Genomic DNA, 21,205 nt, shown 5'->3' with positions numbered 1-21,205 from the left:
CACTATGCCTGCACTTACAGTTCGTCTGCTGTTCTTGCAAAAATAGTAATCCCATAGCAATAAGTGATTGGCGAAAAATTATGGGAAATAGTAGAGTTGAATGGTAAGTACTTTGTTGTGAGGTGTATTGATATGGGGAATGTTCGTTTTCATTTGCCGGGGCTGAGATATAACTATCCGCTGAATATGTTTTGGATAAGTATGATGAAACAGTTCCCGCATTATTTTAGGGAGGGTGTTGAGATTGCATCATTTTTTGGTTCTTTTCCATTTTCGCTTTGGAACGGAGGAAGACTGATAGCTGATGATCAGTGTGACAGGGCCTTTGTACAAAATGTAATAAAGAGTATAAACGCAAATCACATTCCTGTACGTTTTACTTTTACTAATCCACTTATTACCGAAGTAGATTTAATGGATCCATTCTGTAATTTCTGCATGGAGACAGGAAACAATGGCATGAATGAAGTGCTGGTGTTCTCGCCACTTCTTGAGGAGTTCATCAGAACCAAATATCCTTCTTATAAGATTGATTCTACAACCTGTAAGGAGATAAAGGATCTCGACAGTCTTAATGCAGAGCTTGATAAAGACTATAAATACGTGGTTCTTGACTACAACATGAATAATAAGTGGGATCTGATAGAACAGATTCAGCACAAAGAGAAACTTGAAGTGCTGGTAAATGCCCTTTGTGTTCCCGATTGCAAGAGAAGAGGCGACCACTACAAGAACATTGCTCTTAACCAGGAAATAGTAAAAGAAAACCGTCTTCTTCCGAAGGATAAACAAAAGCCTCTGATTCCCTGGAAATGCGAGTATGGTGACAAAAACTGTATCTATACTATCCAAGATTATTCAACATACGTTTCCCCTGAGCTTATCTGGGAAAAATATGTACCTATGGGAATCAACAATTTTAAGATTGAGGGCAGAACCGCTAATCTCTTCTCTCTCATTGAGACTTACTGTCATTACATGATAAAACCCGAGTACATTGGAGAGGCGAGACTCCTTCTCATGGGAAATCTAGAAGCCTCAAAAATTATTCAGGTCAACAGGCCAAGACCTGCAGCATTTAAATAATTTACTTTCATGAGAACGCAAGAAAGTGTTGGTTCAGACTTTTCCAAGCTGCATGCGGTAGTACTTTTCGTAGAGACCTTCCTTTTTGATGAGTTCTTTGTGAGTGCCGCGCTCTTTGATACCATCTTCGTCGAGAACGATGATTTCGTCTGCTCCGAGGATGGTTGAGAGTCTGTGGGCGATTGTAATGGTGGTTCTGCCCACTGAAAGCTTGTCAAGACTGTCCTGTATGTAGCGCTCGCTTTCATTATCAAGAGCGCTGGTGGCCTCGTCAAGGATGAGAATCGGAGGGTTCTTCAGGAAAACACGCGCAATAGCTATTCTCTGCTTTTGACCTCCCGAAAGGCGGGCTCCTCTTTCTCCAACTTCAGTATCAAATCCATTTGGAAGAGTCTCGATAAATTCTAGAAGATCTGCATTTCTTGCGGCATCAATAATTTCCTCTGCGGTTGCATCAGGCTTTCCGTATGCAATATTTTCTTTTACCGTACCATTAAAAAGATATACATCCTGCTGAACGATACCGATATATGAGCGAAGTGATTTCTGAGTTACGTCGCGGATATCAGTACCGTCGATTAAAACAGCACCGTCTGTAACGTCGTAAAATCTTGGAAGAAGTGAGCATAGTGTTGTTTTTCCACCTCCGGAAGGACCAACGATTGCAACGGATTTGCCGGCATCAACGTGAAGATTAATATTCTTGAGTACTGCCTCTTCTTCCTCATAGGAAAAACTGACATTTTTATAGTCAATTACACCCTTAACATTCTTTAATTCTCCGGCATTTTTCTTATCAACAATTTCAGGCACGGTTTCCATGACTTCACGGAATCTTTCAAAGCCTGCAAGTCCTTTCTGAAGCTGCTCTGTAAATTCAACGAGGACGTTTACGGGATTTATGAAAATATTGATATATAGAGCATAAATAGCTAAATCTTCTCCTGTGATCTGACCTTTGGCTATAAAGAAACCGCCTGCTACAAGGACAGTTACAAACATAAGTCCTTCAAACAGGTTGTTTCCGGAGTGAAACCTGGCCATTTGGCGGTAGTTAGCCTGCTTGGAGTCAAGGAATGCGATGTTGGATTCGTCAAATTTCTTTTCCTCAATTTCTTCTCCGGTGAAAGACTTAACAACGCGGATTCCGCCGAGAGTATCTTGGAGAGATGAATTGATGCCTGCGATTTTCCGTCTGTTATCTGAAAAAGTTGCACGCATCTTTTTATTCTGGCTTACGGAAAAAACCGCCATACATAGTACAACCACAACGAGGCACATTGTCATCGGCACATTTATATTCATAAGAAGGATAAAAGAACCAACAATTTTAACCACTGAAATGAAAATGTTTTCAGGACCATGGTGAGCAAGTTCGGAAATATCAAAGAGGTCTGAGACCAGTTTGCTCATCATTTCACCGGTGTTGTGAGTATCATAATAAGAAAAAGAGAAGGCCTCGAAACGATCAAAGAGGTCGTGCCTCATGCCTGATTCCATTTTGGCACCCATCATATGCCCCTGATATGTGACATAGTATTTGCATAAAGACCTTACTATATACATAAGTATAAGCGCTATTGCCACAAGACCAAGACGGCTGAAGATAATCTCCGGTTCTTCAAGGAAAAGAGTACTTCTGAGAATTCTTAAAAACTGCGGGAACGCCAGATCAATAATAGAAAGAACGGTCGCACAGACAAGGTCAAACAGAAATACGCCAATATAAGGTTTGTAGTAGGGAATGAATTTTTTAATAAGTTTCATTGCAGACTCCTGTTAATAATATTAGTGTAATTTTACATTGTGCGCTATTTATTATCAAGCGCTCCATTTGGCTTTAATACTTTAAATGGTTAAAATGATGTGCTATAATTTGAGGCAGTTTAAATTGCGTTTTTGAGGAGGAAGATATGATAAATAGCCAGTACAAAGATATGCTCGGAGCAAAATCCGTTATCAGAGAGCTTTCAGAATATGCAACTGCAAGAGGAAAAGAAATAGGATATGAGAACGTTTTCGATTTCAGTCTCGGCAATCCAAGTGTGGAGGTTCCAAAAGAGTTTACCGAAGAAATGATACGTCTTTTACAAAATGAGGACACCATGACTCTTCATGGTTATACACCAAGTCTTGGAAATCCATTATATAAAGAGAGCATAGCACAATCTTTAAATGAACGTTTTGGGATGAATTATGGTCCTGAGCACATCTTTCCAACAACAGGAGCAGCCGGAGCGATTGCGCATGCAGTTAGAGCAGTCACTTCTCCCGGGGATGAGATGATTACTTTTGCTCCCTTTTTCCCTGAGTATTTTCCATATATTAAAGGCGCCGGAGTTGAACTTAAGGTCGTTCCAGCCGATACTCAGACTTTCCAGATTAACTTTGATAAGTTTGAGGAGATGCTTGGCAATAAGGTAATGGCTGTTCTGGTAAACACACCCAATAACCCCTCCGGAGTTGCCTATGGAACGGCTACTCTTACAAAACTTGCTGATATATTAAAAAAGAAATCTGCTGAATACGGACACACTATTTTCCTCATTTCAGATGAACCTTACAGAGAAATAGTATTTGAGGGGGCAGATACTCCTTATGTTTCCAAATTTTATGATAATACTTTAAGCTGCTATTCATTTTCAAAATCTCTTTCTCTTCCGGGCGAAAGGATAGGGTATGTTGCAGTTAATCCTGCTTGCGAAGGAGCAGATTTGATAGTTCCCATGTGCGGGCAGATATCAAGAGGAACAGGACACAATTGTCCACCTTCAATTATCCAGCAGGCAGTTGCAAAAGTATGCTCACTTACAGCAGATCTTTCCGTGTATGAGACCAACATGAACATTATTTATAAGACGTTAAAGGAGCTTAAATTTACTGTAGTAAAGCCTGACGGAACTTTTTATATTATGCCAAAGGCTCTGGAAGAGGATTCTATCAGCTTTTGCAAAAAGGCAAAGGACTATGACCTGATATTTGTGCCTACTGACGGATTTGGAGCGCCGGGATTCTTCAGAATGGCTTATTGTATCGATACAGAGAAGGTGGAAAGAGCCATGGATCGCCTTCGCGAGTTTGTCGAGGACAACTATACCGCATAATAATGGCAAAAATGATAACTTTTCTTTCATAAATGCGTTGACAATGCGGTTTAAACGGAGTAAACTCTATTTCGTAAATGACTTTACTGTTTTAAAGAGCTACATAAATCAAGCGTGATTTTGAGGAGGGGATTGAAATGCCTGAAGCAAAGAAGACGAATTCTTCTGTTAAGCCAGCAACTGCAACAAAAGCTCCTGTAACAGAAGTAAAGAAATCAGAAGTTAAAGAATTGACTGAAGCTATTATCAAAGCTGAATCCAAAAAGGAAACTACAAAGAAAACTGTAGCCAAGAAAGCTGCTGCAGCCAAGAAAACTGAGGCTAAGAAGGATACAGTCAAGAAGGCAGCACCAGCAAAAAATACTCAGGTCAAGAAGCCTGATACTAAGAAAGCAGCTGCTAAGGATGAAGAAGTTAAGGTAAGCATCGAGCTTCAGTATTCCTACAAGCACGTTCCATATGAAGAGATTATTCAGAATTCCAAGAATAATTACCAGTATGAAATGGGGGGAAATGTTGACGAAATCAAGAAACTCAGCATTTATGTAAAGCCTGATGAAGATGCAGCATACTATGTAGTAAATGATAAGGTTCAGGGAAGAATCGGACTTTGATCAATATGTTTATTGCGCTCTCTACTAAGTAGAGAGCGTTTTTTTGTTTTATATTTATTTTATAAAAAGCAATGTTGACATTACACTCTCATAGTGATATTTTAAGTTACAGAAGATATTAGCACTCAAATCAAGCGAGTGCTAACACCTCTAAAAATACCATTCCGATGAATTTAACCGGTGAAGACAGAGGAAGGGCAACATGGAATTAGATGAGAGAAAAAGAAAAATACTTCATGCTATAGTTAAGAATTATCTGGAGACAGGGGAGCCGGTAGGAAGCCGTACCATTTCAAAGTATACGGATCTTAATCTTAGCTCCGCGACTATCAGAAATGAAATGGCAGACCTTGAAGAGATGGGACTTATTTTACAGCCACATACTTCAGCCGGTCGTATTCCATCCGATCAGGGATATCGGGTTTATGTTGATGAGATGCTCCGTGATAAGGAACAGGAAGTTGAGAACATGAAGGAAATGCTCCTTGATAAGGAGGAGAAGCTTGAGAATCTTCTTAAGCAGGTGGCAAAGACATTGGCGATTGATACCAACTATGCCACGATGATATCTGCACCGCAGATCAGGAAAAATAAACTTAAATTTATACAGATAAGCAAAGTTGATGACGAACACCTTTTAGCAACCATAGTAATAGAAGGAAATGTCATCAAGAACAAGATCATTCCTGTTGAAGAAGTGCTGGATGATGCAACAATGCTTAAGCTCAACATTCTTATGAATACAAGACTTGATGGGCTTGCTGTTGAGGATATAAATCTTGGACTTATTGCTTCGGTAAAGCAGGAAGCAGGTATTCACAGCCAGATTATAGGAAATGTCATTGACGCGGCTGCTGAGTCGATTACAGCAGATGAGGACCTTCAGATATATACAAGTGGTACCATGAATATTTTCAAGTACCCTGAGCTTACCGATTCTACCAAAGCCAGTGAGCTTATAAGTACATTTGAGGATACCAAGGATCTTACAAGTATAGTTGAGAATACCCTTTCTTCCGACTCAGAGGAAACCGGAATACAGGTTTATATCGGCAACGAGACACCTGTACAGGCTATGAAGGATTGCAGCGTAGTAACCGCAACTTATGAGCTTGGCGATGGAATGAAGGGAACGGTCGGCATCATAGGTCCCAAGAGAATGGACTACGACAAGGTAATTTCTACATTAAAGAATATGAGACATGCGCTTGATGATTTGTACAAAAAGGGTTAGCGCAGATGATATACAAGTATTAGGAGGCACTAAAGTTGAGCACAAAGAAGAAACATGTTAGCGAACAGGAAAAGGAAGTTCTTGAGAATATCATGGAAGATCTTGAAAAAGAAGCAAAGGAAAAAGAGGCTTCTGCAGAGACTGAAAAGACTGAGCAGGATGTTGAGAAAGCAAAGGCTGATGACACAGAAGCTAAGGAACCTGACAAAGAGGAATCTTCCAAAAAAGAAAAGAAAGATCCTTTAAAAGAAAAACTGGATGAACTTAATGACAGACTTATAAGACAGGTTGCGGAGTTTGATAACTTCAGAAAAAGAACTGATAAGGAAAAGGCTCAGATGTTTGAACAGGGCCAGAGCAATGTATTAGAAAAACTGCTTCCTATCGTTGATAATTTCGAGCGAGGACTTGCAGCAGTTCCTGAAGAGGAAAAAGACGGAGCCTTTGCAGATGGTATGAACAAGATTTATAAGCAGCTTATCAAGCAGCTTGAAGACCTTGGAGTAACCCCTATTGAAGCTGTGGGAAAGGAATTTGATCCAAACCTTCACAATGCAGTAATGCAGGTTGAAACCGAAGAGTATGAATCAGGAATTGTAGCACAGGAACTTCAAAAGGGATATAAATTCCACGACACCGTGCTTAGACACAGCATGGTTGGTGTTAACAAATAAATAAGATAACAATAAGAGTTTGGAGGATAAAAAAATGAGTAAGATTATCGGTATCGACCTTGGTACAACAAATAGCTGCGTAGCAGTTATGGAAGGCGGAAAGCCAACTGTTATAGCAAATGCGGAAGGTGCTAGAACAACTCCTTCAATCGTTGCATTTACAAAGAATGGTGAGAGAATTGTTGGTGAACCTGCAAAGCGTCAGGCTGTAACAAACGCTGAAAACACAATTTCATCAATTAAGAGAGACATGGGTACAGACAATGGTCGTACAATTGATGGCAAAAAGTATTCACCACAGCAGATTTCAGCTATGATTCTTCAGAAGCTGAAAGCTGATGCAGAACAGTATCTCGGCGAAAAAGTTACAGAAGCAGTAATCACAGTTCCTGCATATTTCAATGATGCACAGCGTCAGGCAACAAAGGATGCCGGTAAGATTGCAGGTCTTGAAGTAAAGAGAATCATCAACGAGCCAACAGCAGCAGCTCTTGCTTATGGTCTTGATAATGAAAAAGAGCAGAAGATCATGGTTTATGACCTTGGTGGTGGTACATTCGATGTATCTATCATTGAGATTGGTGATGGCGTCATCGAAGTTCTTTCAACAAACGGTGATACACACCTCGGTGGTGATGACTTCGACCAGGCAATCATCAACTGGATGATCCAGGATTTCAAGAATAAAGAAGGCGTAGACCTTTCAGGCGATAAGATGGCTATGCAGAGACTTAAGGAAGCTGCAGAGAAGGCAAAGAAGGAACTTTCTTCTTCAACAACAACAAACATCAACCTTCCTTTCATTTCAGCAGGCGCTGATGGCCCTAAGCACTTCGATGTAGATCTTACAAGAGCTAAATTCGAAGAACTTATCCACGACCTTGTTGAGAGAACAGCTATCCCTGTTCAGAACGCTATGAAGGATGCAGGTCTTACTAACTCAGATATCGGAAAGGTACTTCTTGTTGGTGGATCAACTCGTGTTCCTTGCGTAGTAGAGAAAGTTAAACAGCTTACAGGTCAGGAACCTAGTAAGAACCTTAACCCTGATGAGTGCGTAGCAATCGGTGCTTCTATCCAGGGTGGTAAGCTTGCCGGAGATGCAGGTGCTGGTGACATCCTTCTTCTTGATGTTACTCCACTTTCACTTTCTATCGAGACAATGGGTGGTGTTGCTACAAGACTTATCGAGCGTAACACAACAATCCCTACAAAGAAGAGCCAGGTATTCTCAACAGCTGCAGATAACCAGACAGCAGTAGATATCAACGTTCTTCAGGGTGAGAGACAGTTCGCGAAGGACAACAAGTCACTTGGACAGTTCAGACTTGATGGAATCCCACCAGCTATGAGAGGTGTTCCACAGATCGAAGTTACATTCGATATCGACGCTAACGGTATCGTTAACGTATCTGCTAAGGACCTTGGAACAGGTAAAGAGCAGCACATCACAATCACAGCCGGATCTAACATGTCTGATGAAGATATCGATAAGGCTGTTAAGGAAGCTCAGGAATATGAAGCTCAGGATAAGAAGCGTAAAGAAGGAATCGATGCTCGTAACGATGCTGATTCATTCGTATTCCAGACAGAGAAAGCTCTTCAGGATGTTGGCGACAAGATCGACGCTTCTCAGAAGCAGCTTGTAGAAGACGATATCAAGGCTCTCAAGGAAACACTTGAGCAGACAAAGGACAAAGAGCTTTCTGACAGCGAGATCGATTCTCTTAAGAGCCAGAAAGAAAAGCTTATGAACGATGCTCAGGCACTCTTTGCTAAGATGTATGAGAATGCACAGGGAGCAGCAGGCGCAGGTCCTAACATGGGAGCTGGTGCAGGCCCGGATATGAGCGGAGCTTCAAATAATGCTTCATCAGCTGATGACAATGTAGTTGACGGAGATTACAGAGAAGTTTAATGTTACTGATTAGGATTAAACAGTAACAATTTAAGGATTAAAGGAGCAATATGGCAGAGCAGAAGCGCGATTATTATGAAGTCCTTGGCGTTAGTAAGAACGCCTCTGAGGATGAAATAAAAAAAGCATACAGAGTACTTGCCAAGAAGTATCACCCGGATATGAATCCGGGTGATGCTTCAGCTGCTGAAAAATTCAAGGAAGCATCTGAGGCCTATGCAGTACTTAGTGATCCTGAGAAAAAGCGTCAGTATGATCAGTTTGGTCATGCTGCTTTTGATGGCGGCGCCGGCGGATTTGGCGGATTTGATTTCAATGGAGCAGACTTTGGAGATATTTTCGGAGATATTTTCGGAGATTTCTTTGGCGGTGGACGATCACGTCAGGGAGCCAGAACAGGCCCGTCAAAAGGAGCTAACCTCAGAGCAAGTGTAAGGATTACCTTCCTTGAAGCAGTTTTTGGATGTGAAAAAGAACTTGAGCTTACAATTAAGGATTCATGTCCTACATGTCACGGAACAGGTGCTAAGCCCGGTACATCAGCACAGACATGTTCTAAGTGCGGCGGTAAGGGACAGATAGTTTATACACAGCAGTCATTCTTTGGAACTGTACGTAATGTTCAGACATGTCCTGAGTGCGGCGGAACAGGTAAGGTTATAAAAGATAAGTGTACCGATTGTCATGGAACAGGATATATTGCCAGCAGAAAGAAGATAAAGGTAACTATTCCCGCAGGTATTGATAATGGACAAAGCGTGAGAATTCGTGAAAAGGGTGAACCCGGTATTAATGGCGGACCAAGAGGAGATCTTTTAGTTGAGGTTATCGTATCTGATCATCCTATTTTCCAGAGAGAAGGATATGATATCTACTCAATGGTTCCGGTTTCATTTGCGGTTGCTGCACTCGGTGGAACTGTTCTTATTGATACGGTAGACGGAAAAGTTGCTTATGATGTAAAGCCGGGAACTCAGACGGATACAAGAGTAAGACTTCGTTCAAAAGGTGTTCCTTCACTTAGAGATAAGGACACAAGAGGCGATCATTATGTAACACTTGTTGTTCAGGTTCCGGAAAAACTTTCCAAGGAAGCAAAAGAGCTTCTTAAGAAATTTGATGAAAAAACAGGAGATTCCTTGACAGCTGCTGAGCGTATGATGGGCGCAGGAGATAAAGATCCAAACGGCGATGGTTCAGGCGGCAAGAAGAAAAAAGGATTCTTTAAGTAATTTTGGCATTTTAAATAATTTATGTTATTATACGCGTGAAGCGGAATTAAAAATCTGCTTCACGTTTTTTACTGTGTATAGTTTTTGCGGAGGTGTTCTATGAAGTGGATGCGCTTTAGAGTTCGTACTAACGAAGAATCGGAAGATATTATAATAAGCTATTTGGAGGACATAGGACTTGAAGGAGCTCAAATAGAGGATAATGCTCCTCTTTCTGCAGCTGATAAAGAGCAGATGTTCATAGATGCACCTGAGCTGGAACCGGATGAGAAAGATAGCGGAATTGAAAATGGTGCGGCTTTTCTTAATTTCTTTTTAGAGATAGATGATGAAAACATGCTTACTGTTGAGCTTGCAGATGATGACGGAGAGTATGTAAAAGTAAAAAAGAGCCCTGAAGAAATTGAAGAACAGATTAAAGAAAAGTTGGATGAACTCAGAAGCTTCTCTGATATTGGAGACGGAACTGTTTCTATATCAGTCACAGAGGATATAGATTGGATTAATAACTGGAAACAGTACTTCCATAAATTTTATATAGATGATATTCTTGTTATTCCATCATGGGAGAAAGAAACAGTTGAGGATGATGAAAAAGCCAATATGGTTCTTCATATAGATCCGGGCACAGCTTTTGGAACAGGAATGCATGAGACTACTCAGCTTTGCATCCGAATGCTTAAAAAGTACGTTACTAAAGATACAGAACTTCTGGATGTCGGGACAGGAAGTGGTGTTTTATCAATTCTTTCGCTTATGTTTGGGGCAAAGCATGCTGTAGGAACAGATCTTGATAAGTGTGCTGTACCGGCAGTAAAAGAGAATATGGAAAATAATGGCATTGCAGCAGAAAAGTTTGACATGATGATTGGCAATATCATAGATGATAAATCTGTTCAGGATGCTGTTGGATATGATAAATATGACATTGTTGTTGCCAATATCCTTGCTAATGTACTTGTACCTCTCACACCTGTTATACTTAATCAGTTAAAGACCGGCGGTATCTATATTACCTCCGGAATAATAAATACCAAGGAAGAAGAGGTAAAGAAGGCACATCTTGATGCTGGTCTTGAGATACTTGAGATTCATCATCAGGGAGACTGGGTTTCAATTACTTCGAGGAAAAACTGATGTATCATTTTTTTGTGGAAAGTTGTTGTCTTGCACCGGATTATAAGACGGTAGAGATTACAGGCAGCGATTACAATCATATAGCCAATGTTCTTAGGATGAAGGTGGGCGAACAGTTTTCTGTCAGCATCCGAGGTGATGAGGATGGAAAAGAGATCTTTTATGAGATTCAGGAAATAAACGACACCGGTGTTATCGGAAAGCTTATGTTTGTTGAAGAGGGGAATCATGAACTTCCTTCAAAAATATATCTTTTCCAGGGACTTCCTAAAGTTGATAAGATGGAACTGATCATTCAGAAAGCTGTTGAACTTGGAGCTTTTGAAATTATTCCGATGGCGACCAAGCGCTGCGTAGTAAAACTTGATGAAAAAAAGGCTCAGTCCAAAATAAAGAGATGGCAGGCAATTTCGGAGGCGGCTGCAAAGCAGAGTAAGAGAGCTTATATACCGAATGTTCATATGCCAATGACAATTAAGGAAGCTGTAGCTTTTGCCAAGGACATGGATGTTAAGCTTATTCCTTACGAAAATGCAGAGCATATTGATGAAACCAAAAAGCTCATAGAAGGCATTAAACCGGGAGAAAGCATAGCGGTATTTATCGGCCCGGAAGGCGGCTTTTCCGAGGAAGAGATAGGTCTTTGCAAAGAAAATGGTATAGAACCGATTACTTTGGGGACGAGGATCCTCAGAACCGAAACAGCGGGATTTACAATTATTTCATGGCTGATGTATCATCTTGAAGGAAAATAATAGGACGAAAACAAATGGAAGCATATTTAGATAATTCGGCAACTACAAGAGCATATGATGAAGTAGCGGATCTGGTTGCCAAAATAATGAAAGAAGAATACGGAAATCCTTCCAGTGTGCATCATATGGGAATGGTTTCAAGCGAAAGACTTTCGCAGTCAAGGGAAATGCTGGCATCGACTCTTAAGGTTGATCCACAGGAGATAGTTTTTACCTCCGGTGGAACTGAGTCTGATAATCTGGCACTTATTGGCGTGGCAAGGGCATGTAAATGGCGCGGCAATCACATTATTACAACTAAAATTGAGCATCCTGCAATACTTGAGACAATGGCTTTTCTGGAAAAAGAAGGCTTTGAAATTACTTATCTTTCAGTGGATGATACAGGATGTATAGATATTGATGCGCTTAAAAATGCTATCAGAAAAGAGACAATCCTTGTTTCAATAATGTTTGTAAATAATGAGATTGGAACTATCATGCCGATTCAGAAGGCGGGAGAATTAATAAAGAGCATCAATAAAGATATCTATTTTCATGTTGATGCAGTTCAAGCCTACGGTAAAATACTCATCAGACCAAGGACAATGAATATAGACCTTTTGTCTGTAAGTGGACACAAGATACACGGTCCTAAGGGAGTTGGCTTTATATATATAAAAAAGGGAACAAAGATTGTTCCTGTTTGTTATGGTGGTGGACAGCAAAGGGGAATGAGGTCAGGCACAGAAAATGTACCCGGAATAGCGGGACTTTCACTTGCGGCCAAAAAGTGTTATGAGGATTTTGACGCCAAAATAAAAAAACTTTATGATCTCAAGCAGTATACTGTTGATTCTCTCCTTGAAAGAGTTCCTGATATTAAAATCAATGGACAGAGCCCCATGGTTGGTGCGCCACACATCATAAGCGTTTCAATAAAGGGACTTGCAGCAGAAACAGTACTTAACATGCTTAGCAGTAAGAATATCTATGTGTCTGCCGGAAGTGCCTGCACTTCAAACAACCCACACGTGTCAGATACTCTTCAGGCAATAGGACTTGAAAAAGATTTGCTAGAATCAACAATTCGTATTAGTATGTCATTTATGACTACCAAAGAAGAAATTGATTATTTTTTGGATACATTATGTTCTCAGGTTTCAAACATGAGAAAGTTTTACAGGCATTAAAAAGAAAGAGGTATATATGCAGTATCATGCTTTTGTAATCAAGTATGCAGAAATTGGCGTAAAAGGGAAAAACAGATATGTCTTTGAAGAGGCATTGGTTAAACAGATACAAAGGGTTTTATCTAAGTGCGACGGTACATTTCATGTGAGCCGTGTTGCCGGAAGAATGTATATTGATGCCAAGGACTTTGATTTTAATGAGACTGTTGAGAGTCTTAAGACTGTTTTCGGTATTACAGGAATCTGCCCTGCTGTGTCTATCGCAAGGGATGGAGAGAATCATCTACCTGATACCGATGGAGTAGCAAAGGCTGTTATCGACTTTATTGATGGAGTTTACCCTGATAAGAACAAGACCTTCAAGGTAAAAGTAAGGCGAGTTGATAAGAGTTATCCCATGGATTCCATGGCTATGGCGGCAGAGCTTGGAGGAAGGATCCTGGATGCATACAAAGAGATGAAGGTTGATGTTCATGAACCTGATATTCTCATAAATGTTGAACTTAGAGAGAAGCTTAATATCTTTTCCGAAGTAATACCGGGTCCCGGAGGAATGCCTATTGGTACTGCAGGTAGGGCAATGCTTCTTTTGTCGGGAGGAATTGACTCACCTGTTGCAGGCTATATGGTTGCCAAAAGAGGTGTTGATATAGAGGCGGTTTATTTCAATGCACCTCCATATACAAGTGAAAAGGCCAAGCAGAAAGTTGTTGATTTGGCTGGAGTAATTGCTAAGTATACAGGAAAAGTTAAGCTTCATGTAATCAACTTTACTGATATTCAGATGTACATCTACGAAAAGTGCCCACATGAGGAGCTTACCATCATCATGCGCAGATATATGATGAGAATTGCAGATGAGCTGGCTTCCAGGTCCGGATGCATGGGACTTATTACCGGAGAGAGCATAGGACAGGTGGCGTCACAGACTATGCAGAGTCTTATGTGTACCGGTGAAGTTGTTACTGATATTCCCGTTTACAGACCGCTTATAGCGTTTGATAAGCAGGATATTGTGGATATTTCCTATAAGATTGATGCATATGAGACATCAATTCTTCCGTATGAAGACTGCTGTACTATTTTCGTGGCCAAGCACCCTGTTACAAAGCCCAGAGTGGATATTATCAGAAAACACGAAGAAAATCTTGCGGAAAAGATAGATGAGCTGGTACGAGTCGCTCTTGAGACTGATGAAATTATTGAAGTTAAGAGATAACCTTGGCAAGTGCTCTACACAAAAAGACCATCTTAAACAGATGTTTAAGATGGTCTTGAATAAACTTTTTAAAGAGATCTAATCCGGAAAGATTAGATCATGTAAGGCTTCAATACTTCGAGAACCTCATCTGCGCCGTCTTCAGCATGGATATTAAGATCGATAGGCTTGGAAAGATCAAGTGAGAAAATACCCATAATAGACTTTGCATCGATAACGTATCTTCCTGAAACGAGGTCGAAGTCATAATCGAACTTCGTAATATCGTTTACGAAAGACTTTACCTTATCGATAGAATTTAAAGAAATTTTTACGGTCTTCATTGCGCAAATACCTCCTTCTTTTCTTTATAGTAAACGTACTAACGGCAAAAGTCAATGATTTGACAACAACAAAATTAGAAAGAAATTTTAATATGCAAAATAACGTTAATGGATTAAAGATTGCACTTCATAATCTAGGATGTAAAGTAAATAGCTATGAACTTGATGTCATGAGCCAGAAACTTAAGGAAAACGGGGCAGAAATCGTTCCTTTTGATGAGAAGGCTGATGTCTATATTATCAATACCTGTACTGTTACAAATATCGCTGACAGAAAGTCAAGACAGATGCTGCATAAAGCCAAAAAGGAGAATCCTGAGGCAACTGTTGTTGCAGTTGGATGCTATGTTGAGACAGGAATTGACGGTGTTAAAAAGGATGAGTGCATAGACCTTGCTGTTGGAAACAACAAAAAGTCTGAGATTGTTGATATCTTAAATGAATTCATGGAAGCAAAAAATGATTCGGATGATAAGACTTTGAACGGCAGCTCGATCATTGATATAAACAATACTCATGAGTATGAGAATATGACTCTTACTCATATGCCTGAGCACACAAGAGCATATATCAAGATTCAGGATGGATGTAATCAGTTCTGCTCTTACTGCGTAATCCCTTATGCAAGAGGAAGAGTAAGAAGCAGAGCGGTAGTAGATATACTATCTGAGATAAAAGGGCTTGTGGCTGCAGGGTGCAAAGAGGTTGTTCTTACAGGAATACATACCAGCTCTTATGGAGTTGACTTCGGTGAGCCACAGCTGATTTCTCTGGTGGAACAGATTGGTGATATAGCGGGAATAGAGAGAATACGTCTTAGTTCTCTTGAGCCAAGGATAATTACTAAAGAAAATGCCAAGAGACTGGCAGCAATTCCTAAGCTCTGTCCACATTTTCATTTGTCACTTCAAAGTGGCTGCGACAGTGTTCTTAAAAGAATGAACAGGCATTATACTTCTGACGATTTTAAAGAAAGCGTCAGAATCCTAAGGGAAGTTTTTGACAGGCCGGCGATCACAACTGATGTTATTGTAGGTTTCCCCGGTGAAACAGATGAAGAGTTTGAAGAGTGCAGGAAATTTGTTACAGATATAGATTTCTACGAGATGCATGTGTTTAAGTATTCCCCGAGAAAAGGCACCGTTGCTGCAGGTATGAAGGAGCAGCTTACCGATAAGGAAAAGACAAAAAGAAGTGAAGTACTGCTTCATTTGACAAGAAAGCAGTCAGAAAGTTATCGTAATCTTTTTATCGGCGAAAAATTAAGTGTTCTGTGGGAAGACGAAGAAGAGATTAAGGGAAGAAGCTATATGATAGGGCATACTGACAGATATGTCAGAGTAGCAGTTTCCATAGATGAAAAAGAAAGGTACAGAGCGTATTCCGGGGAGATTACCACAGTTACACCTTCTGCCTTCTTAAATGGGGATACATTGCTTATTTGATTTTGATAGTGTAATATTTAATATATAATGGTGAACGGTTAATCCGTATCCGGTATCCGGCACTACGATGCCGGCTGCGTGAAATGTGATTTGAGTGCGTGTTGTATCAGATGCGTCGATGACTTGACAAAGAGCAAACTGATATCATATAAATAGTCAAGAAATGGAGATGGTTTTATGGCAGATCAGGATTTAGGAAACACCCAATTTTTCAAAGTAGAGGTTGAGCCTGAAACAGGGGTTAAGAAAGTTCTTTCTGTTGTTTATGATGCTCTCCTTGAAAAAGGATATAATCCGGTTAATCAGATTGTTGGATACATTATGTCCGGAGATCCTACTTACATTACCAGCCATAAAGGTGCCAGAAGTCTTATCATGAAAGTTGAGCGTGATGAGCTTGTAGAGGAAATGCTTACTGAGTATATTAAGAGCAATAACTGGGCAAGCAAATAATATTTTTGGAAGAAGTATATGCGAATAATGGGTCTTGACTACGGGTCCAAGACAGTTGGAGTTGCATTAAGCGATGAGCTTTTATTGACAGCAGGTGCCAAGGAAATCATCCGTAGAAAAGAAGAAAACAAATTAAGAAGAACGCTAGCGCGCATTGAGGAGCTTATTGAGGAGTTTGGGGTTGAAAAGATTGTACTTGGACTTCCTGTTAACATGGATCAGTCTCCCTCTGTGCGCTCTGAGTTGTGTCTTGAATTCAAAGACAAAATAGAGAGAAGAACAGGTATTCCTGTAGTTATGTGGGATGAAAGACTTACGACTGTAGAGGCTGACGAAATTATGGATGAAGCCGGAATCAGAGGTCGCGAGCGCAAAGAGTACGTGGATATGATAGCAGCACAGATAATTCTTCAGGATTATCTGGACAATAGAAAAACAAGTGGTGAATAATTTTGGAAAAAATAGTTTTTAGCCCCGATGGGGAAGAAGCAGTAGAATTCTACTGTCTTGAACAGACAAGCCTTGGTGGGAAGACCTACCTTCTTGTAACAGATGAAGAGGATGGAGACGGAGAGGCGCTTATTTTACGCGACGACTCCGATATTAAAGATGAAGAAGCTGTTTACGTTATTGTGGACGACGATCTGGAGCTGGATGCAGTTGCAGGTGTTTTTCGTAAACTGCTTTCTGAGGACGGAATAGATCTTGATATCTAACGGGGAGCATAGTTGGTAGCAGGTTCTGTTTGTCCGCCTATAAAAAATGGAGGATTTAATTTGAGTAAAAAGAAAATTGAAAATGCGTCCAAGCTGCAGATCATACCACTCGGTGGTCTTGAGCAGATTGGAATGAATATCACTGCCTTCAGGTATGAAGACAGTATTATTGTAGTGGATTGCGGTTTGTCATTCCCTGATGATGACATGCTTGGAATCGATCTTGTAATACCGGATATTACATATCTTCAGGAAAATATCGACAAAGTGAAGGGATTCGTGATTACTCACGGACATGAGGATCATATCGGTGCCCTTCCTTATGTCCTGCATGAACTTAATGTTCCTGTTTATGCAACACGTCTGACCATGGGAATTATTGATCATAAACTTGAAGAACACGGGCTCCTCAAAAAGACCAGAAGAAAAGTAGTTAAGTTTGGTCAGTCAATTAATCTTGGACAATTCAGAGTTGAGTTTATAAGAACCAACCATTCCATAGTAGATGCAGCGGCACTTGCTATTTATTCACCGGCAGGAACCGTGGTGCATACAGGTGATTTTAAGGTAGACTATACACCGGTATTCGGAGATCCCATTGACCTTCAGAGATTTGCGGAAATCGGTAAAAAAGGTGTATTGGCACTTATGTGCGATTCTACAAATGCTGAAAGACCGGGATTTACTGCTTCGGAAAAAACTGTCGGAAGAGCACTTGATTCTCTTTTTGAAGAACACGAGAATCAGAGAATTATCGTGGCAACCTTTGCTTCAAATGTGGACAGAGTTCAGCAGATTATAAATACTGCACACAAATGCGGCAGAAAAGTTGTTGTGGAAGGCCGCAGCATGGTAAGCATAATTGATATTGCCCAGAAACTTGAGTGTATCAAGATTCCGGAAAATACACTTATCGATATCGACCAGCTTAAAAATTATCCTGAAAACAAGACAGTAATCATTACAACAGGAAGTCAGGGAGAGAGCATGGCTGCTCTTAGCAGAATGGCAAGTAACCAGCACCGCAAGATAACAATCGGTGCCGGCGATACTGTTATTTTCTCTTCGCATCCGATTCCCGGCAACGAAAAGGCTGTTACAAATATTATCAATGAGTTGCAGATGAAGGGTGCAGATGTTATTTTTCAGGATGTTCATGTTTCGGGACATGCCTGCCAGGAGGACATCAAGCTTATATACACACTTGTAAAGCCCAAGTATGCAATTCCTGTCCATGGCGAGTATAGACATCTTATTGCTCAAAGCAATATTGCAAAAGATCTGGGAATTCCTAAGGAAAATATTTTTATTCTCACATCAGGCGATGTACTTGAAGTGGATGAGAGCAGTGCAAAAGTTAAAGGTAAGGTTCCGGCAGGAGCAATCCTTGTGGATGGTCTTGGAGTCGGAGATGTTGGAAATGTGGTGTTAAGAGACAGACAGCATCTTGCGGAAGATGGAATTGTGATTGTTGTATTCGGCATAGATCAGGAGAACGGACAGCTATCATCGGGACCAAGCATTGTTTCCAGAGGCTTTGTATACGTAAGGGAATCTGATAAGCTGATTGATGATGCAACAGATCTTGTTTATGATGAGCTTGTCAGCGCGCTTGACAAGGGCATTTATGATTGGAATAAGTTAAAAAATATTGTCAAAGACATATTGAGCGATTATATTTGGAAGAAGACAAAGAGACGACCAATGATAATGCCGATTATCATGTCTACAAATGACTGAGGCATTTAAGAGGAAGCAATTTATGAATGCAAAAAAAATATTTTTGGGACTGCTGGATACAATTATAAAAGTCGTTTTTATAATTGTTGTTGCTATGCTGATTGTAAGATATGCAAAGCTTGCATATGATTACGGATATCATATTTTTAACCAGACAGCGGTTTCGTCAGGGACAGGCAGAACAGTTTCAGTGATCATAGCAGATGGTGATTCTGCGGGAGAAATTGGAGAAAAACTATTTAGTGTGGGGCTTATTACAGACAAGACGCTGTTCAGACTTCAGGAAATGTTTTCTGATTACCATGGTATGGAAAAAGCAGGGACTTATGAGCTTAGCACAACCATGACACCTGAGGAAATGCTTGCGGCTATGTCCGGTGGAGAAAATAGTGATGATACCACAGTTGCAGACGATAGTTCTGAAAGTAGTGTGGCGGAAGAATCGTCTGAAGCTTCAGCGGAGAATTCAGAGGAAGTAAATGGTGGTTGAACAGGATAGAATTAAGGCATTTATCAATTCTCTGGACAGAGGAAACGAACCTTATCTGGATGAACTTGAAATAATTGCCAAACAACAGGACGTACCAATTATTCGTAAGGACACACAGGCACTTCTTAAGTTTTTGATGGCGCAGGCAAAGCCTGTAAATATTTTGGAGGTGGGTGCTGCTACCGGTTTTTCAGCTCTTTTGATGGCACAGTACAGCAGCCCCGAAACCAGGATAACAACCATTGAGAAATACGAAAAGCGGATACCTGTTGCCAGAGAAAATTTTATAAAGTATGACAGAGATAATAAAATCACACTTTTGGAAGGTGATGCGACAGAAATTTTAAAAGCTCTCCAACCGGGGTATGATTTTATTTTTATGGATGCGGCAAAAGGGCAATATATCAATTTTTTGCCGGATTGCCTGAGAATTCTTAATAAAGGTGGATTATTGGTGTCTGATAACTGTCTTCAGGATGGCGCTGTAATAGAATCACGTTTTGCGGTTACCAGAAGGGACAGAACGATACACGCGAGAATGCGCGAATACCTTTATGAGTTAAAACACAATGATATGTTGAATACAGTTATACTTACAGTTGGAGATGGAATGACTCTTTCTGTTAAGCTTTAAATGGAGATTGAATTATGAAAAAACCTGAATTACTGATACCGGCAAGCAGCCTTGAAGTGCTGAAAACAGCTGTTATGTTTGGTGCGGATGCCGTATATATTGGCGGTGATGCCTTTGGACTTAGAGCAAAAGCCAAGAACTTCAGTCCGGAAGAAATGAAGGAAGGAATAGAATTTTCCCATGCTCACGGCGTTAAGGTACATGTGACCGTTAATATTCTTGCCCATAATTACGATCTTGACGGTGTGGATGAGTACCTTCATGAGTTAAAAGAGCTTGGCCCGGATGCTCTTATTATTGCAGACCCGGGAATATTTATGAAGGCAAGAAAGATTTGCCCGGAAATAGATATTCACGTTTCTACTCAGGCCAATAATACAAACTATGAGACCTATAATTTCTGGCATGGTCTTGGAGCAAAGAGAGTTGTTGCGGCAAGAGAGCTTTCTTTAAGAGAGATAAAAGAGATAACGGCAAATACTCCCGATGATTTGGAGATGGAGTGCTTTATTCATGGCGCTATGTGTATTTCCTATTCCGGAAGATGTCTTTTGTCTAACTATTTCACCGGAAGGGATGCCAATAAAGGCGCATGTACACATCCCTGCAGATGGAAATATGCTGTTGTTGAAGAAAAAAGACCGGGAGAGTATCTTCCTGTCTACGAGAATGAGAGAGGAACATATATCTTTAATTCAAAGGATCTGTGCATGATAGAGCACATTCCTGAGCTTGTTGATGCAGGTGTTGACAGCTGTAAAATTGAAGGGCGTATGAAGACCGCTCTATATGTGGCAACTGTTGCAAGAACCTATAGAAAAGCCATTGATGACTTTTTCGAGTCAGAAGAAAAATACAGAGAGAATATGCCTTGGTATCTTGATCAGATTTCAAGATGTACTTACAGACAGTTCACCACCGGATTCTATTTTGGAAAGCCAAGTGATGAGGCACAGATTTATGACAGTAACACGTATGTTAACGAATATATCTATCTGGGTATAGTTAATGATGTTAACGAAAGCGGACTTGCACGCATCGAGCAGAGAAACAAATTTTCTGTAGGTGATGAGATAGAGATTATGAAGCCGGACGGAACCGATGTTAAGGCCACGGTAAAAGCCATGTACACAGAAGATGGTGAGAGTGTCGATTCCTGCCCGCATCCGCAGCAGATTATTGATCTTGAGCTTTCTGAAATTCCATCTAAGTATGATATTCTCAGAATCGCCAATAAACAGTAATATTATCTTATACTT

At 40.5% G+C, this 21,205-nt stretch carries 21 protein-coding genes; 19 read left to right on the top strand and 2 right to left on the bottom strand.

From position 1 onward, the window contains the following. The first annotated feature begins 132 nt into the window (after positions 1 to 132). Positions 133 to 1,086, top strand: coding sequence for a hypothetical protein (locus J6O61_RS17800; RefSeq protein WP_292215657.1), 954 nt, complete (start codon positions 133 to 135; stop codon positions 1,084 to 1,086). Between the two features lie 33 nt (positions 1,087 to 1,119). Here the strand turns inward: J6O61_RS17800 and J6O61_RS17795 are convergent, their stop codons facing one another. Beyond that, complete coding sequence (locus tag J6O61_RS17795; protein WP_292215656.1) at positions 1,120 to 2,853, bottom strand: ABC transporter ATP-binding protein; 1,734 nt, start codon at positions 2,851 to 2,853, stop codon at positions 1,120 to 1,122. Between the two features lie 146 nt (positions 2,854 to 2,999). Here J6O61_RS17795 and J6O61_RS17790 point away from each other — a divergent pair, with 146 nt between their 5' ends. The 10 genes from J6O61_RS17790 to thiI all read left to right on the top strand — a co-directional run bounded on the left by J6O61_RS17790 (position 3,000) and on the right by thiI (position 14,145). Continuing rightward, on the top strand, positions 3,000 to 4,190 hold the full coding sequence (locus J6O61_RS17790) for a pyridoxal phosphate-dependent aminotransferase (protein ID WP_292215655.1): 1,191 nt from the start codon (positions 3,000 to 3,002) through the stop codon (positions 4,188 to 4,190). A 137-nt stretch (positions 4,191 to 4,327) separates the two neighbouring features. Then, entirely contained in the window at positions 4,328 to 4,804 is a 477-nt protein-coding gene (locus J6O61_RS17785; RefSeq protein WP_292215654.1) for a DUF6465 family protein, read from the top strand. Positions 4,805 to 5,006: 202 nt separating this feature from the next. Continuing rightward, entirely contained in the window at positions 5,007 to 6,038 is a 1,032-nt protein-coding gene (gene hrcA, locus J6O61_RS17780) for a heat-inducible transcriptional repressor HrcA (RefSeq protein WP_292215653.1), read from the top strand. Between the two features lie 92 nt (positions 6,039 to 6,130). Continuing rightward, positions 6,131 to 6,712, top strand: coding sequence for a nucleotide exchange factor GrpE (grpE, locus tag J6O61_RS17775; protein WP_292215680.1), 582 nt, complete (start codon positions 6,131 to 6,133; stop codon positions 6,710 to 6,712). A 34-nt stretch (positions 6,713 to 6,746) separates the two neighbouring features. Then, on the top strand, positions 6,747 to 8,630 hold the full coding sequence (dnaK, locus tag J6O61_RS17770; protein ID WP_292215652.1) for a molecular chaperone DnaK: 1,884 nt from the start codon (positions 6,747 to 6,749) through the stop codon (positions 8,628 to 8,630). A gap of 50 nt (positions 8,631 to 8,680) precedes the next feature. After that, positions 8,681 to 9,862 carry a molecular chaperone DnaJ gene (gene dnaJ, locus J6O61_RS17765; RefSeq protein ID WP_292215651.1) on the top strand — a complete coding sequence of 394 codons (1,182 nt, stop codon included), beginning with the start codon at positions 8,681 to 8,683 and terminating at the stop codon, positions 9,860 to 9,862. A gap of 99 nt (positions 9,863 to 9,961) precedes the next feature. Continuing rightward, complete coding sequence (gene prmA, locus J6O61_RS17760; protein ID WP_292215650.1) at positions 9,962 to 10,999, top strand: 50S ribosomal protein L11 methyltransferase; 1,038 nt, start codon at positions 9,962 to 9,964, stop codon at positions 10,997 to 10,999. Beyond that, positions 10,999 to 11,754 carry an RsmE family RNA methyltransferase gene (locus J6O61_RS17755; RefSeq protein WP_292215649.1) on the top strand — a complete coding sequence of 252 codons (756 nt, stop codon included), beginning with the start codon at positions 10,999 to 11,001 and terminating at the stop codon, positions 11,752 to 11,754. Before prmA ends, J6O61_RS17755 begins: the two co-directional genes overlap by 1 nt. A gap of 14 nt (positions 11,755 to 11,768) precedes the next feature. Then, positions 11,769 to 12,926, top strand: a complete 1,158-nt coding sequence (locus tag J6O61_RS17750) for a cysteine desulfurase family protein (protein WP_292215648.1) — start codon at positions 11,769 to 11,771, stop codon at positions 12,924 to 12,926. Positions 12,927 to 12,942: 16 nt separating this feature from the next. Further along, positions 12,943 to 14,145 (top strand): tRNA uracil 4-sulfurtransferase ThiI, encoded by a 1,203-nt coding sequence (thiI, locus tag J6O61_RS17745; RefSeq protein ID WP_292215647.1) that lies wholly within the window; start codon positions 12,943 to 12,945, stop codon positions 14,143 to 14,145. A 92-nt stretch (positions 14,146 to 14,237) separates the two neighbouring features. On the opposite strand, the gene J6O61_RS17740 is transcribed toward thiI, so the two are convergent. Beyond that, complete coding sequence (locus tag J6O61_RS17740; RefSeq protein WP_022775464.1) at positions 14,238 to 14,468, bottom strand: HPr family phosphocarrier protein; 231 nt, start codon at positions 14,466 to 14,468, stop codon at positions 14,238 to 14,240. Between the two features lie 92 nt (positions 14,469 to 14,560). On the opposite strand from J6O61_RS17740, the gene mtaB reads away from it, so the two are divergent. The 8 genes from mtaB to J6O61_RS17700 all read left to right on the top strand — a co-directional run bounded on the left by mtaB (position 14,561) and on the right by J6O61_RS17700 (position 21,190). After that, on the top strand, positions 14,561 to 15,913 hold the full coding sequence (gene mtaB / locus J6O61_RS17735) for a tRNA (N(6)-L-threonylcarbamoyladenosine(37)-C(2))-methylthiotransferase MtaB (protein ID WP_292215646.1): 1,353 nt from the start codon (positions 14,561 to 14,563) through the stop codon (positions 15,911 to 15,913). Positions 15,914 to 16,090: 177 nt separating this feature from the next. Continuing rightward, positions 16,091 to 16,366, top strand: coding sequence for an IreB family regulatory phosphoprotein (locus tag J6O61_RS17730; protein ID WP_022775461.1), 276 nt, complete (start codon positions 16,091 to 16,093; stop codon positions 16,364 to 16,366). An 18-nt stretch (positions 16,367 to 16,384) separates the two neighbouring features. Next, a complete protein-coding gene (gene ruvX, locus J6O61_RS17725; protein ID WP_292215645.1) occupies positions 16,385 to 16,816 on the top strand; it encodes a Holliday junction resolvase RuvX in 432 nt (143 codons plus the stop codon). Between the two features lie 2 nt (positions 16,817 to 16,818). Further along, complete coding sequence (locus J6O61_RS17720) at positions 16,819 to 17,082, top strand: DUF1292 domain-containing protein (protein WP_292215644.1); 264 nt, start codon at positions 16,819 to 16,821, stop codon at positions 17,080 to 17,082. 60 nt (positions 17,083 to 17,142) lie between these two features. Continuing rightward, complete coding sequence (locus J6O61_RS17715; RefSeq protein ID WP_292215643.1) at positions 17,143 to 18,822, top strand: ribonuclease J; 1,680 nt, start codon at positions 17,143 to 17,145, stop codon at positions 18,820 to 18,822. A gap of 22 nt (positions 18,823 to 18,844) precedes the next feature. Continuing rightward, on the top strand, positions 18,845 to 19,312 hold the full coding sequence (locus J6O61_RS17710; RefSeq protein ID WP_292215642.1) for an endolytic transglycosylase MltG: 468 nt from the start codon (positions 18,845 to 18,847) through the stop codon (positions 19,310 to 19,312). After that, a complete protein-coding gene (locus J6O61_RS17705) occupies positions 19,305 to 19,946 on the top strand; it encodes an O-methyltransferase (protein WP_442861715.1) in 642 nt (213 codons plus the stop codon). Before J6O61_RS17710 ends, J6O61_RS17705 begins: the two co-directional genes overlap by 8 nt. 14 nt (positions 19,947 to 19,960) lie before the next feature. Then, positions 19,961 to 21,190, top strand: a complete 1,230-nt coding sequence (locus J6O61_RS17700) for a peptidase U32 family protein (RefSeq protein WP_292215640.1) — start codon at positions 19,961 to 19,963, stop codon at positions 21,188 to 21,190. The last annotated feature ends 15 nt before the right edge of the window (positions 21,191 to 21,205 follow it).

Origin of the sequence: Butyrivibrio sp., assembly GCF_017635265.1 — a bacterium.
GTDB lineage: Bacteria > Bacillota > Clostridia > Lachnospirales > Lachnospiraceae > Butyrivibrio.
The sequence above is the reverse complement of the archived record's forward strand: the minus strand, read 5'-3'. Positions and strand labels throughout refer to the sequence as shown.